This window comes from Rhizobium etli 8C-3, from assembly GCF_001908375.1.
Taxonomy (GTDB): Bacteria; Pseudomonadota; Alphaproteobacteria; order Rhizobiales; family Rhizobiaceae; genus Rhizobium; species Rhizobium etli_B.
Genome location: NZ_CP017241.1, coordinates 2,347,345 through 2,360,648 on the forward strand (window position 1 = coordinate 2,347,345; position 13,304 = coordinate 2,360,648).

The 13,304-nt window shown below is 57.6% G+C and carries 12 protein-coding genes and 1 pseudogene; 8 read left to right on the top strand and 5 right to left on the bottom strand.

The window, feature by feature from the left end; genetic code table 11:
- Window positions 1-12: 12 nt before the first annotated feature.
- Window positions 13-1,050, bottom strand: coding sequence for a PstS family phosphate ABC transporter substrate-binding protein (locus AM571_RS11925; protein WP_074061583.1), 1,038 nt, complete (start codon window positions 1,048-1,050; stop codon window positions 13-15).
- Window positions 1,051-1,449: 399 nt separating this feature from the next.
- Between AM571_RS11925 and phnC the strand changes: the two genes are divergently transcribed.
- The 4 genes from phnC (at window position 1,450) to phnE (AM571_RS11945) (ending at window position 5,863) form a co-directional block, all read left to right on the top strand.
- Complete coding sequence (gene phnC / locus AM571_RS11930) at window positions 1,450-2,295, top strand: phosphonate ABC transporter ATP-binding protein (protein ID WP_074061584.1); 846 nt, start codon at window positions 1,450-1,452, stop codon at window positions 2,293-2,295.
- Window positions 2,296-2,383: 88 nt separating this feature from the next.
- Complete coding sequence (gene phnD / locus AM571_RS11935) at window positions 2,384-3,289, top strand: phosphonate ABC transporter substrate-binding protein (RefSeq protein ID WP_074061585.1); 906 nt, start codon at window positions 2,384-2,386, stop codon at window positions 3,287-3,289.
- A gap of 71 nt (window positions 3,290-3,360) precedes the next feature.
- Window positions 3,361-4,323: a phosphonate ABC transporter, permease protein PhnE gene (gene phnE, locus AM571_RS11940; RefSeq protein ID WP_074061586.1), complete on the top strand. Its 963-nt coding sequence runs from the start codon at window positions 3,361-3,363 to the stop codon at window positions 4,321-4,323.
- A gap of 10 nt (window positions 4,324-4,333) precedes the next feature.
- Window positions 4,334-5,863 carry a phosphonate ABC transporter, permease protein PhnE gene (gene phnE / locus AM571_RS11945; protein WP_074061587.1) on the top strand — a complete coding sequence of 510 codons (1,530 nt, stop codon included), beginning with the start codon at window positions 4,334-4,336 and terminating at the stop codon, window positions 5,861-5,863.
- Between the two features lie 633 nt (window positions 5,864-6,496).
- On the opposite strand, the gene AM571_RS11950 is transcribed toward phnE (AM571_RS11945), so the two are convergent.
- Window positions 6,497-7,141, bottom strand: coding sequence for an adenylate/guanylate cyclase domain-containing protein (locus tag AM571_RS11950; protein WP_237358478.1), 645 nt, complete (start codon window positions 7,139-7,141; stop codon window positions 6,497-6,499).
- 666 nt (window positions 7,142-7,807) lie between these two features.
- Between AM571_RS11950 and AM571_RS11955 the strand changes: the two genes are divergently transcribed.
- Window positions 7,808-9,154, top strand: a complete 1,347-nt coding sequence (locus AM571_RS11955; protein WP_074061589.1) for an adenylate/guanylate cyclase domain-containing protein — start codon at window positions 7,808-7,810, stop codon at window positions 9,152-9,154.
- Window positions 9,155-9,811: 657 nt separating this feature from the next.
- Here AM571_RS11955 and AM571_RS11960 read toward each other — a convergent pair.
- The 3 genes and pseudogenes from AM571_RS11960 to AM571_RS11970 all read right to left on the bottom strand — a co-directional run bounded on the left by AM571_RS11960 (window position 9,812) and on the right by AM571_RS11970 (window position 11,942).
- A complete protein-coding gene (locus AM571_RS11960; protein ID WP_003577126.1) occupies window positions 9,812-10,006 on the bottom strand; it encodes a hypothetical protein in 195 nt (64 codons plus the stop codon).
- Window positions 10,007-11,141: 1,135 nt separating this feature from the next.
- Window positions 11,142-11,273 (bottom strand): annotated as a pseudogene (locus AM571_RS11965) (NIPSNAP family protein); the annotation flags it as partial.
- Window positions 11,274-11,669: 396 nt separating this feature from the next.
- Window positions 11,670-11,942 (bottom strand): hypothetical protein, encoded by a 273-nt coding sequence (locus AM571_RS11970; RefSeq protein WP_237358479.1) that lies wholly within the window; start codon window positions 11,940-11,942, stop codon window positions 11,670-11,672.
- Window positions 11,943-12,037: 95 nt separating this feature from the next.
- On the opposite strand from AM571_RS11970, the gene AM571_RS36205 reads away from it, so the two are divergent.
- From AM571_RS36205 to AM571_RS11985, 3 genes are all read left to right on the top strand, one after another.
- Entirely contained in the window at window positions 12,038-12,373 is a 336-nt protein-coding gene (locus tag AM571_RS36205) for a hypothetical protein (protein WP_155774435.1), read from the top strand.
- A gap of 129 nt (window positions 12,374-12,502) precedes the next feature.
- Window positions 12,503-12,985, top strand: a complete 483-nt coding sequence (locus tag AM571_RS11980) for a hypothetical protein (RefSeq protein WP_132550308.1) — start codon at window positions 12,503-12,505, stop codon at window positions 12,983-12,985.
- A 32-nt stretch (window positions 12,986-13,017) separates the two neighbouring features.
- Entirely contained in the window at window positions 13,018-13,203 is a 186-nt protein-coding gene (locus AM571_RS11985) for a hypothetical protein (protein ID WP_074061592.1), read from the top strand.
- Window positions 13,204-13,304: the final 101 nt, after the last annotated feature.

The window sequence follows — 13,304 nt, forward strand, 5'->3', positions numbered from 1 at the left end:
TGAAGTTCGATATTACGAGCCGAGCTTCTTGGCTGCCATGACAGCCTTCTCGACTTCCGCACGCTTGGATTCGTCGAGAGGCGTCAGACCGCGTTCAGCAAGGTAGCCGTCCTCGCCCATCGAAGATTTGGAAGTATATTCTTCCAGGAACTCCTTCATGCCAGGGATGACGTCGCGATGCGCATTCTTGACATAGATGAAGAGCGGTCGGGATACCGGATAAGAGCCGTCCTTGATGGTCTCGAAGCTTGCCTCGACGCCTTCGATCTTGATATCCTTGAGCTTGTCTTCGTTCTCATAGAGGAACGAATAGCCGAAGATGCCGACCGAGTTCGGATCGGATTCAAGACGCTGAACGATGAGATTGTCGTTTTCGCCGGCTTCGATGAACGGGCCGTCCTGACGCATGCGCGAGCAGGCTTCCGTGTATTTTTTCTCGTCGGCTTTCTTGAGGTCAGCCATGCCTGGGGTCTTCTCGCAGCCCGGATGCATAACCAGTTCGACGAATGCGTCACGGGTACCGGAGGTCGGCGGCGGTCCGAAGGCGACGATATCGACGTCCGGGAGGGACTTGTCGATGTCCGACCACTTCTTGTTCGGGTTGGCAGTCAGGCCGCCCTTACCATCGGGAAGCTGCGCGGCGAGCGCCTGGAAGATCTGCCCCTTGGTCAGGTTCCAGTCGCCGGTATTGGACCTGGATACGGCGACAGACAGGCCGTCATAACCAATGAGAGCTTCGGTGATGTCGGTCACGCCGTTGCCGGCGCAGAGCTTGACTTCCGATTCCTTGATTGCGCGGGAAGCGCCCGTGATATCTGCGAAGTCTTCGCCGACGCCACCGCAGAAGGCCTTGAAGCCGCCGCCCGTGCCGGTGGACTCGACGACCGGAGCGGGCTTGCCAGTCTTGTTGGCAAACTCTTCAGCAACTGCTTGAGTGTAGGGAAACACGGTGGAGGAGCCGACGATCTTGATCTGATCGCGAGCCGATGCGACGCCTGCGGTTGCCAGCAAAATAGCGGCGACTGCGCAGCTTCCGAGATATTTGTTCATGGATACTCTCCCGTAGAATGTAACGATGACGCTTCGGCGTCGGCTCCCCTCTATAGGCACCACGTAACAGTTTTGTGACAGTTTTGTATCAATTCATCGTGCGGGAAGGAAGGCATCGGCAATGCTTGCCGGCTGCGCCAGCGAGGGCGGATTTCGAGCATCGAACCAAGATCAAATTAGCCAAATAGAGTCAACGTCTTCTCGGCAGTTTCCATCTGATTTCAAATCTTAGCCGGACGGTTCCGGCCTCCAAGCAGATAAGAGCTGGCCAACACATCCATTATCCGTCGTGCAGCCAGGAGAAAATCGGCAAACATTATAAAAGTGACATAAAACCGACATTCCACCGTTACGAACGCGGCATATGTCCCCTCAGACGCAATGACGAGGGACGCGCCAATGCTGGAAATAACGGATTTGACCCGGCGGTTCGGTGGCAAAACCGCGGTCGACCAGACGAACCTGAGAATACCGCAGGGCCAAATGGTGGGCATCATCGGCCGCTCGGGCGCCGGCAAATCCACACTTCTGCGCATGATCAACCGCCTGCAGGAGCCGACTTCCGGTTCCATCCAATTCTGCGGCGTCGAGGTCTCTGCTCTGCGTGGCCAAGCCCTGCGCAACTGGCAGCGCGATTGTGCGATGATCTTCCAGCAGTTCAATCTCGTCCCTCGCCTCGACGTTTTGACCAATGTCATGCTCGGCCGCCTCAATCACCGCCCGACCATGCTGAGCATCCTCAGCATCTTCAGCCGCGACGAGCGTATTCATGCGATTGCGGCTCTGGAGCGCCTCGGCATCGAACAGACGGCGCTACAAACGGCCGGTACGCTCTCCGGCGGCCAGCAGCAGCGCGTGGCCATCGCGCGTGCCCTGATGCAGAACCCGAAGATGGTCCTCGCCGACGAGCCGATCGCCTCGCTCGACCCGCTGAATGCCAAGATCGTCATGGATGCGCTGCGCGACATCAACGAGCGCGAGGGCATCACCGTCATCACCAACCTGCATACGCTCGATACGGCGCGCAATTACTGTGAACGCATCGTCGGCATGGCCGCCGGCCGCATCGTTTTCGACGGTAAGCCTTCCGAGCTGACAGCGGCTGCGGTCAAGGAAATCTACGGCACCGACAGCGATGGCGCCGGCATCGACGAAACAATGACCTCCACCTCGATCAACATGCCCGGGCCAGCCACCGCTCAAGCATCCGCCGCCCGGCAACCCGTCGCCCTGGCGGGTCTGTGAGAAAGGGCGGCGATCGACCGCCCGCGTCGACAAGCAAACTTCTTCGCAACAGCAAGACACCGGGAAACCGGTCAATCAGGAGAGAACCATGGTAAAGAAAGCACTCTTCGCCGCGACAGCGCTTCTAGCGCTTGCCGGCGCTGCCGCAGCCGAAAATCTCAAGGAATTCCGGGTTGGCATTCTGGGAGGCGAAAACGAAGCTGACCGGCTGCGCAATTTCCAATGCCTGTCTGAAAAGCTTCCTGCAGCAATCGGCGTCGAGAAGGACTCCTTCTTCCCGGCAGCTGACTACGACGGCGTTGTCCAGGGCCTGCTCGGCGGCACGCTAGACTACGCAGAACTGGGCGCATCGGCCTATGCCAAGGTCTATCTCGCCAATCCCAAGGCCGTCGAGCCGATCCTGACGACCGTGCAGACCGACGGCGCAACCGGCTACTACTCGGTCATGGTCGCCCGCAAGGACAGCGGCATCAAGAAGCTCGAAGAAATGAAGGGCAAGAAGCTCGGCTTTGCCGATCCTGACTCGACTTCCGGCTACCTCGTTCCCCTCGTCACACTGCCTGAAGCCACTGGCGCTCCGGTCAAGGAATACTTCTCCTCCACCGGTTTTGGCGGCGGCCACGAAAATCTCGTCTTGGAAGTCGTAAAAGGCAACTTCGATGCGGGCACGACCTGGGCCTCGGGCGTGGGCGAGTTCAAGGATGGCTACAGCTCCGGTAACCTTCGCAAGATGGTCGACAAGGGCATCTTGAACATGGACGACCTCGTCGAGCTCTGGAAGTCGCCGCTCATCCCGAATGGCCCAGTCGTCGTGCGTTCCTCGCTGAACGAAGACATGAAGGCCAAATTCAAGGCGTTCATGATGGACCTGCCGAAGTCGGATCCGGCCTGCTTCTCGGCAATTCAGGGGGGCGATTTCAAGGGCTTTACCGAAGTCAACGTCGATTTCTACAAGCCGATCGTCGACGTCCGCAAGGCAGCCATTGGCGGCTGATGCCGTTTCCTCCCGCAAAGCCGCCGGTTCCCTCCGGCGGCTTTGCCATATCCCACGTTCGAAGGTTGACTATGAGCGACACCGCGCTGCGCCACTTCCCGAGTGAATCCGCAAACATGATCGAGCGGCACTGGCACGAACTTGCCTCCCGGCGCCGCGGCCAGACATTCCTTGCCTTGTTTCTCGTCGTCGTCTTCACAGCGGGTTCGGTGTGGTTCGCCAATGAGACCAACGCGGGCAAGTTTTGGGACCGCCTACCCTATCTGGCAGACTTCGTGGGGGACCTCGTGCCGCGTGACGCGTGGGAGCCGGCGCGCGCCCTGCTCGATCTCCCTTCCCCCTATTACGACGGCAGCCAGAAGTACGACTATCCCGAGGGCCGGTTCTACGTCACGCAGACCCTCTACGTTCCGGAATATGTCGAAAAGATCGTCGAGACGGTGAACATCGCCATCTTCTCCACGGGCGTCGGCTTCTGCCTGGGATTTGCACTGTGCTTCTTCGCTGCCAAAAACATGATGCCGAATGCCTATGTCCGTGGAGCGGTGCGCCGTTTCATGGAGATCCTGCGGGCGTTTCCCGAGGTCGTCATCGCGGGCTTTTGCCTGGCGATCCTCTCGCTCGGGCCGGTCCCGGCGATCATCGCACTATCCGTCCACACCACCGGAGCGCTCGGAAAGATGTTCTTCGAGGTGGTGGAGAACGCCGACATGCGCCCTGATGAAGGCCTGCGGGCCGTCGGCGCGACCTGGCTTGAACGGGTCTGGTTTGGAATGGTGCCGCAGGTCATGCCCAACTTCGTGAGCTATTTCCTCCTGAGGCTCGAGATCAACGTGCGGGCGTCCACCATCATCGGAGCGGTCGGCGGCGGCGGTATCGGCGAACTTCTCAGGCTTTCGATCGGACAGGGTCATCCGGCCAAGACTCTTGCGATCGTATTCCTCCTCTTCTGCACCATCATTGCCGTCGACCAGTTCTCCGCATGGCTGCGTAGAAAGCTGGTCGGCGAGCAGTCGTTCCGCACCGTCGCATGAGGTTGCATCGATGAACACGCTTTCGCCCGTCCAAAAGGCCGACATCGCCGCGCGCCACCCGCAGTTCTTCGACAGGACCTCGCTGCGCCCCTACCGCGCGCCTCTTCTCGTCATTCTCGCTGCCGCATATGTAGCGTTCTCATTCTGGTTCTTCGCGTTCGGAAAGGTCTTCTCTCAGGCCGACTACTCGATCGCCGGCACCTATCTTGCCGACTGGATCTCCTACGAGGTTCGCCCGGAGATCGACATGGCAGCCGACGGGACCATGAAGATTTCCTATTCGCGGTTCGATCCGCTTGGCGAAGATCCGAACCCCGGCTGGGTGGAGACCGAAAAGTCCGTCGTAACCCATCAGACCGGCACGGCCACACCGACGGTCAGCCTGTCCGAGCCGCAGACGACGCCGAAAAGCTGCATATCGCTGATGGTTCCCGGTGCTGCCATGGGATCGTCCGCACCTAAAGGGCCCGAATCGCCCCCGCAGGCCCCGGCGGCGACCGCTCCGGCAACCGTCACCGAGGAGGTTGTTACACGGGCGCGGATCGCCATGAGCAGCAATTCCTCGATAGAAATGACTGCCAATAAGGCGGTGTTGACGAGAGGTGCTGAAACGGTCGTCGTGCCGATGGGTAGATCGGACATTCGCATCGACGCCCCCCTTCCGGACTGGGCGTCGCAGAGGCGGCCGGGCGAGAAGATCATCGCCAGCTTCGGATTCGCCGGCTGGGCGGAAGTCACGACGAACGACGTCAAGGTCCACAAGCGGTTTCTCGGATGGGCGAATTTCCTGTTCGACACGCGGTCTCCCTTTTTTGGGAAGCCATATTCCGAGGTTGCGAGCCTCATTTTCGGCGGTCCCCGCATCGACCCGGAGCGGAGCAACCTGGCTCTCGCCTGGAACAACATCCTCTACAACAGCGAATGGCAGCACCTCGACGTATGGACCAAGCTCCTGCAGACCATCGTGATGGCGTTCGTCGGGACTCTGTTCGCTTCGCTCGTCGCTTTTCCCCTGGCATTCGTCGCAGCACGCAACATCACGCGCAACGGTGTTGCAAACCACGTGACGAAGAGGTCCTTCGACTTCCTTCGCTCCGTCGACATGCTGATCTGGGCGCTTTTCTTCACACGCGGCTTCGGGCCCGGCCCCCTGGCCGGCATCTCGGCGATCTTCTTCACAGACACCGGGACGCTGGGCAAACTGTATTCGGAATCACTCGAGAACATCGACGAGAAGCAGCGGGAAGGCGTCCGCTCCGTCGGAGCGTCGCCGATTGCGGTACAGCGGTTCGGTGTCCTGCCGCAGGTACTTCCTGTCTTTGCGTCGCAGGCCCTCTACTTCTGGGAGTCCAACACGCGCTCAGCGACGATCATCGGCGCCGTCGGGGCGGGAGGAATCGGCCTCAAACTGTGGGAGGCGATGCGCACCAACCAGGACTGGGAAAACGTCGGCTACATGGTGCTCCTGATTCTGATTGTCGTGTTTGCCTTCGATGCCGTCTCGAACGCGATCCGGACACGTCTGATGGGACGCCGCTGAACGTTGGGCTGCAGGCGTTTGGTCTTGTGTCAGCCCGCTGAAATACGATCTGTGGTAAGTGCTCTGGCGGAGATTTGCCCGGTGTACTTCCCTCGACTGCGTCTTTGCTCATCGTGTGAGCTTCCTCAGTCGACGAACTGCTTTGTCGGACAAAGGAATTTGCCTCGCTTCCGCTATATGACAACCCGGCTCAAACAGAGCAGCCAAAGCAATGAGAGATAAAAGAACGGGTTATTGCGGCTGAACGCCCCTTGGCTCGTTAGTGAAAGACAGCTTCTTTCCAGAGGCTGCCGCCCGCAATTCTCCCGTAGCCGAGGTTTTACACTGCACGCATGTAATGGGTGTTGAACGGGTCGGTCATGTCGTACTTGACCTGCGTGTCGATCGAGGCGACGCGGAGCCGGATTGTTTCGCTGTGCGTATGCGTAGGGCGCCAGCAAGGCCCTACGGGTTTGCGCCTTAATGAGGGTGGAGCCCGCTTTTGCCATCACAACGGTCCGTAGTTGGCTTTCCGCAACTGACCTGTCCTTGAAGACGGCATCAAGCTCGCGCTCGCCTAGCCGTCTAGCTTCATGCACATTTGATTTCCGTAGCGGGCCGCCAAATTAAACAAGTGTCTCCATCCGCTTACTGTCACCGGGGCAACTCATAGGTCTGCGGCGACCGTCGATATGCTTCTTCACAACGTGGCGAACAAAACCACGGCCCCTGCGGGGCGGCCCGCTTATAGGATGAGTATGGTGCATGCATCTTGCACACAGGATCGATCCAGGCTGGATCAGCCGACGGAGCAAGCTCGATCTCATAGAGATGGACTTCCCCGGCTACCGATCTCAGCGCCATCATTCCGAGGTCTCGCACTAGAATGCCTCTGGCAATAGCCGCCTCGGCAACGGGTTGAGTGGCAAGTAATTGACCAGGCGATGCGAGCGCGGCGATTCGTGCTGCAATGTTGACAGTCGTGCCAAAGAGATCGCCTGCTCTGCGGATGACCGGCCCATGGTTCAGCCCCGCCCGAGTGAGGGGTAGCCGTGGCTCCTTGCGGCATGCCTGCAACAACGCTCCGAGTACCTGGATCGCTGTATCGGGCTCGCGAAATGAGAGCATTGCCTCATCACCGATCCATTTAATCGGAGGCTCATAGCCGCTCAGGGCGTCGCGGACCATGCTCTCGAATACCTCAAGCACGTCAAGCGCGGCTGCGTCTCCATAAACATCCGCAATCGCGCTGAACCCCGCGATATCTATGAACGCAACGGTGGCCGGTGCTTTATCCAAAATCTCTCGCAGCCTCACATCTCTCTCCATGGCCCGAAGATTTGATCGCTAGCAACGCCGCATTCTCGCCTGCGTTCGCGTCCTAAGCAACTTCTGAAACCATCGCTAACAGGAGCCCTTGACCTTCCCGTCATGGGAGGGATTACCTATGTCGTCCTGGGCGTCATCACGGCAAGCTCGCTGCCCAAAAGCGATCTGCTCGCGCTCACCTCGAAAATCTGTTCTGACGACATTTCCATTTATGGCACGACAAAATCGAAACCCGATGTCTTGGCTGAGAAAGCTACGGACGTCGACAGATGGCCAATGCGAAGCTCTGTCGTCCAACCGGACAGTGTTGTCAGCTCGTGTGCGGCGGGGCGCTGTCGGGTAAGCGGGATACGATTGGCGTGTGTTCGATATCCCAAAGGAAACGAGCGTACGGCTCGGCACAGTTTTGAAGTTGACATGAGTGGGCTGCGCATCGTGGCTGAAGATGGCAAAGTAATCAGTCGTCAAAGGAACGGCGAGAGATAAACGGCAGCGGCCGCCAAAGACGTCGTTCGCCTTGACCTTCCAACCTTGGAAAGGTCCATGTTCCTCTAACTCGCGACACCGTCGTCACAAAAAAGACGCTTCCGCCGCAAAGCAGGCAAGGCGTGATCGAAAAGCCAGGTAAAGACCGCCATGAAATCTGCAAACGGCGCTCAATGGGACTACGCGCGAGAAATTCGTTCGATCCTTCTGCGCTTTGTCGCGTTCGCGATTCTTCTCGCCAACCTCTTGCTAGGCGGCAACGAAGGCGCCGGAAGGACGCACTTAATCGTTGTCGTCAGCTATCTCGTCATCAGCATCACTTCCGTCGCAACAGCGCGATTCCTTCCTGATCGCTCTTGGTTGAAAACCCTCTTTGTCGTACTCGACTCCTTGCTGGTCGTCTTAATTTTATATGGGCACATCCTTGGCGAGCCGGTTACCGAAAACCACAATTTGACGACAACCAGCTTGGTGGTGGCATTTATCCTGCTCACCCATGTAGGCCTCAAGCTGGATCGGCGGCTGGTCCTTATCTTCTCCAGCCTCGTCCTCTTTTCGTGGATCACCATGCTGGCTATCACTGCTGCGAGGCATCATACGGCTGACACGGTGTCGTTGATCGCATCGTTCTTCAATCAGGACCTGGGTCTCACGGTCAGCTTTGGCTTCACCGCCTTTGCAATCTATCTTCTCGCGAAGGACCACGACCGGACGCGCAAGGAAGCGCTGCGAGCGGATGAGCGACGTCTCAACCTTTCGAGGTTCTTCTCGCCGCTCGTGGTCGCGGACCTTGAGGAAGGCAGTTCGGCTCTCGATCTCGAACGTCGCAACGCGGCGATCATGTTCGTTGATTTGCGAAATTTCACAAGCTTTGCCGAGACTGCGCCAGCACGCGAACTGGCCTGGGTTCTGGGGGAATACCGGCACCTTGTTTCGGGCACCATTTTTGAGCACGGCGGGACCGTCGATAAGTTTATTGGCGACGGGGTCATGGCGGTCTTCGGCCAACCCTCCCCCAGAGAAGACGACGCAGACCGCGCCTTGGCATGCGCGCTTGATCTCGTCGATGCGCTCAGCGATTGGAAGAACCACAGTGGTTACCCTGGCCTCGACGCAGGTATTGGCTTGCACTGCGGCACGGTCGTCGGCGGCGTCCTGGACAGCGGATGCCATAGCGAGTTTACCGTAATCGGTGATGCGGTTAACGTCGCCCAGCGCCTGGAGTCTCTGGCCAAATCATTCGATGCGCCGCTCGTCGTGTCGTCGGCCCTGATGGCCCAGCTCCAGAACCCCGTTCCACCTGCCCTCTGGATATCGCAGAGTGCGGTGGCACTGCCGGGACGTCGGCTTCCAATAGATGTGTGGTACTTGCGCCGCGAAGCGGGCCTTGCGCTCGCTGAGGATAGCCTGCGCAACGAAACCGGGGGCGTGCAGACCGCCCTTCAAAGGTCGTCCTTCCAGCCATCGCCTCCGGCGCCCGATGTGTGCACGGGATAGTCGATTCTCGGGACTGTTTCGCCTCTGCGTCACGTTTGTCAGTGCCGACTATACGATCAATTCAAACTGCTTCATGAGAAGGCCTGGAAAACCGAGTCGCCCGAAAAAACCATTCACCGTTTCACGAAAAAATGATTCTGGGCGTCGAATAAAGCGCCTCGGCAGCAAGGTCAGATCCGACGAAGCAACAATCCGGTGCGAATTTAGGATTCTGGGCATGGCCTTGTCCTCTTCTCCTAAGCTAACAAGGGATGACATGGCATTGTTCCAGTCATGATCTTGGGCGGCGATTTTGGGCCTTCAGGAAGGGACTGACACAAAAGCGCATGCTTCCAAGCGGGTGGCGACAAGCTTGAGGTTCGTGAGTAGGAAGCAAGAGCCCTGAGCATCAGCTTGCTGGGCCCAAGGAACCTCAATCGGACATCAACACGACAACCGACCTCGGAGTCACGAGAGAATTCAGTTCGATGACGGTGTTCGGGAGTATCATGGTTGAGACGTGGGGCATTGAACCCGGCTCGGCTGATGCTCGTTCGTCAACCATTCTTTACCTTTGAGTTCTCGTAATCGGGCAGCGTTGTGAAGCAGATGGGGATTGCGTTCATGTCGGCCTCCGATGACGGACGCCGCATGACGTAGAAGAATATCTCTTGCCACTCAGTGAGAGGTGATCGCGCGACCGCTGGACGCGAGATGCTCTGTAATGGCGCGCCGGATTTCGGTTACCGTGTCAAAGAGCCTGTTGTCCAAGTCGATGACATTGAAGCGGACCGCGATGAATTTGAGGCGGTTTTCGACAGGGACCGCGATCCCGACTTCCTGACCATTGAATACGACAGCTTGCTTTTGCATAACAAACCTCGGGCGCGCCACAGGGGAGCACCATCTTAGAAAAGTGGAATAAAGGGTTGGTTTACGACGCGTCAGATTGCCGTCGTAGGTCGGTATCGGATCGAGATGAGATCACGCATTCGCTACACCATTGCGAACAAACGAAGTCAGACAAAACAACGTCATCATCCTCCCACAAGCGAGGTCAAACGACCGGTGAGTATCGCCGGCGACGGCCGGTTATTTCGGAACTCTTATGTAAAAACGTAGTCGAGAAACTTCGAGCAAGCAACTGATTTTTGTGATTATTTAGCGTTTTGAATCGTATGATAATTACCGCAGGTGCGAAGTATCAAATGATGTACGTTCGTCTGCGAAGGCCCCATCGACGGCTTTACCCGGACGATATTGCAGACTAGGCATCGCTCCGGGTCCAAAATCCCACGCAAGGTCGCGATAGCACCTACGCGCAATCCGAGATTCAAAATCTCGGCCGTCCCGATCGACGTGACATAGGTGGCATTGGTCTACCAAATCCGCGTATGGAAGTGCCAGACAGTATATGGGTCCACCACGCTCTGGCGGTGAACGGGCGTCGCAATCACACGCCCGCGGAGCGTAGAGCTAAGCCACCAAAGTACCCCTGTCGATGGCATCCAGGCCAATGGAAACTCGGCGTCACCAAAATCCAGGAAAACGGGACGCTTGTCACCTCTCCAGCGGTCGATCATCGCTGCGGCGCGAGCCGAAGACGCCCTCAATCAGCTGTCATCGAAACCAGTCGCGAGAAGGACCGAACGATCGAGGAGCTGAAAACCGAGGTGGCGACCTTGGTCAGCAAGCTGCCCGAGGCCGCACAAAGCCAATATGACGAAGACTGGCGGAACTCGTTCTTCAAAAGGACACCTACAAGCGGATCAAGGAGGCCCTGGGCGAGAAAGATGCCAACGACATCCTCAAGCGCGTTGAGGAGCTGCTTGCCACTGAACAGGAGGCGGCCAACCTGCGGAATGCTAATGACATCCTGAACATGCAGCAGCGTGATCTAGCGACGCGCCTCGATGATACCTTTAAGAAGCTCACCCAGCGGGACGCCGAGCTTGCGAAACTCGGTGTCCGAGAATACTTCTCAATCGATTGCGTTCGGAGTTTCTGGCTATTCCGACGGCTTGGAAAAGCCGCGGTAGAAGCGTGTCGGATGCAGCAGCGAACTCACGATGTTCGCGACGATCGGCCCATCCGCCTCGCTCTTCGCCCTTGCTTCCTGCCACTCCCCATCGGCGGTGAACAATGAGTAGAGAAGTCCGACGACCGCAATGGCCGCCACGATCGCAATGTCCCGGACAACTCTCCTGCCCCACCATCTGGCCTGTCGTGACAGGAAAGAACGTGTGCGATCTTGCGAGCGGCGTCGATGGACAGCAGCGCGGTATGTCGGCGTCGCTCCTCGATGTCCTGCTCCGTCACGCCGGAGAATTTGATGCAGCCTGGTCAGTTGCTTGTCGCTCAACCGCGTCCTGCTGCCATATTTCTCCAACCTTGAGAGCACGTCCGACAGAAAGCTCCGCTGCCAAGGGCCCAGAGCCGCTTCCGCCAATGCAGTCCGAATGTTGGCTTTGAGATGTTCCGTCTCAAAAAGCACGAGCGCGGCGTCACTTGGCTTCGAATCTGAATAGCCCTGCAACTAGCGAAACGGCTCCGTGCGCCGGGTCGATTTTCTATAGTGAATCCATAAGGCGGCTATGCAGCCAAGCATGGCAAAGCCATACCAACCGAACATCAGGCCCAGCACCCATTGTTCCTGGCTATTGCGAAGACCAAAACCAGTGGCGATCAAAACAACATGAGCAATAAGAAGTCCAAGCGCCACGAAGATCACGAACACAACCCCTGTTAGTGAGATCGTTGTACGAAAAACAACCGAGACTTCCAAGATGTGGCGGCCTTCTGATTGCAAGCTGGTAAATCTCCAGTTACAGAATTTGCTCCAGATGATCGGTTAAGGAGAGCGCCTAAGATGGACGTGAACTCTTTCGTTGCACAGGAGACGTAATGCCGGTCGGTTTCGCGGAAGGACTCTCATTCGACCACACCAGGACGAACTGGACCGGCGACGGCCCTCGTCCGCTCTCCTGGACTATGTGGTATCCGGCCGTCGATAGCGCCAATGAAACGCTTGCGACTGAACATCCGATTTTCCGGCTGCATCCCATCGCTCCGGATGCCGCGCTGAAGAATGCCGGGAAGCCTCATCCTCTCGTCCTGCTGTCGCACGGCAGTAGCGGCGTCACCTTCGGCCTTGTTATCAATCGCTTGCGAAGCGCTCGACAGCACGTCCTCTTGTGGTGTCACATCCGGCATCCCGATCATCGGTCAGTTCGATCTTGAGATTTTCCGAAGCGCTATCTGCAGTTGTAAAATGAAAGTTCGATTACTACTCACATTAGGTAAATAGGAAAAGAACGCCGAAACGTTAGAATGCCGCCCGTAAAATCCGGTCACGGATTTGGGGGGACCATGCGAGATCGTCTGAAAATGGTTGGACCCGCCATCGCGGCTTCAGGTCGATGCGTTGGGATTGGCGTTTTAGGTGCTGTTTTAACCTTTTCCCAAGCCAGCGCAGAACCGCAATCAAACGGTTCTATGCTCACAGCCAAACTGAGATTGCTTTGCGGCCAGTCGGATGTCGTCTGGAACTATGTTGTAACGATAATGGGTGAAAGAGAAGCAATCCTGAACAACAGCAATCAGGGCAAACAAGGTGAAACAATCCGCCACTTCGTGCTTTATCGCGATAACAGCTGGGTCCTGATTTACGATTTCTTTCGGCGGGGACGTCCAAGCAGAGAAGATCAAGCCTGCATCGTCGCCAGCGGTTCCCAAGAAACAGCCTACGAGGCCGTCGGGCTATTGGTTGTCGAGCTTCCAAATGAGTGGATGGGTGAGCGTCTGAAGGACGTTCCTCCTCCGGAGCTTGATGGAACACCAGTAACCTACTAGCGCCATCAGCGCTGTGAGCCGGAGGTGCTTACATGAGACGCTTAATCGAAGCCGCCTTAATTCTATTCATCCTGACGCCGCACGGGTTTGCCGAGGGCGTCCGGCCCAAATTTCCGCCAGACGAGAGGTTAAACGTTCCGTCGCTTACCCTTACGGACGAGCAGTTTCTGCGGGGCGATACGGCGAACGGGATTGCTGTGACCCTAACGGGAGTGTGATTGTGAACAGGCCCTTCGCCTCGATCCATTGAGTCGGCAGCCTGACCCATTCCGGAAATCGAAAGGTTATGGAGCTGGAACTCCCCTCTCCTGCGCGAGCG

Coding starts and splice junctions, on each gene's coding strand:
- AM571_RS11925 (WP_074061583.1), bottom strand. CDS start 1,050: ATGAACAAATATCTCGGAAGCTGCGCAGTCGCCGCTATTTTGCTGGCA.
- phnC (WP_074061584.1), top strand. CDS start 1,450: ATGCTGGAAATAACGGATTTGACCCGGCGGTTCGGTGGCAAAACCGCG.
- phnD (WP_074061585.1), top strand. CDS start 2,384: ATGGTAAAGAAAGCACTCTTCGCCGCGACAGCGCTTCTAGCGCTTGCC.
- phnE (WP_074061586.1), top strand. CDS start 3,361: ATGAGCGACACCGCGCTGCGCCACTTCCCGAGTGAATCCGCAAACATG.
- phnE (WP_074061587.1), top strand. CDS start 4,334: ATGAACACGCTTTCGCCCGTCCAAAAGGCCGACATCGCCGCGCGCCAC.
- AM571_RS11955 (WP_074061589.1), top strand. CDS start 7,808: ATGAAATCTGCAAACGGCGCTCAATGGGACTACGCGCGAGAAATTCGT.
- AM571_RS11960 (WP_003577126.1), bottom strand. CDS start 10,006: ATGCAAAAGCAAGCTGTCGTATTCAATGGTCAGGAAGTCGGGATCGCG.
- AM571_RS36205 (WP_155774435.1), top strand. CDS start 12,038: ATGCCGGTCGGTTTCGCGGAAGGACTCTCATTCGACCACACCAGGACG.
- AM571_RS11980 (WP_132550308.1), top strand. CDS start 12,503: ATGCGAGATCGTCTGAAAATGGTTGGACCCGCCATCGCGGCTTCAGGT.
- AM571_RS11985 (WP_074061592.1), top strand. CDS start 13,018: ATGAGACGCTTAATCGAAGCCGCCTTAATTCTATTCATCCTGACGCCG.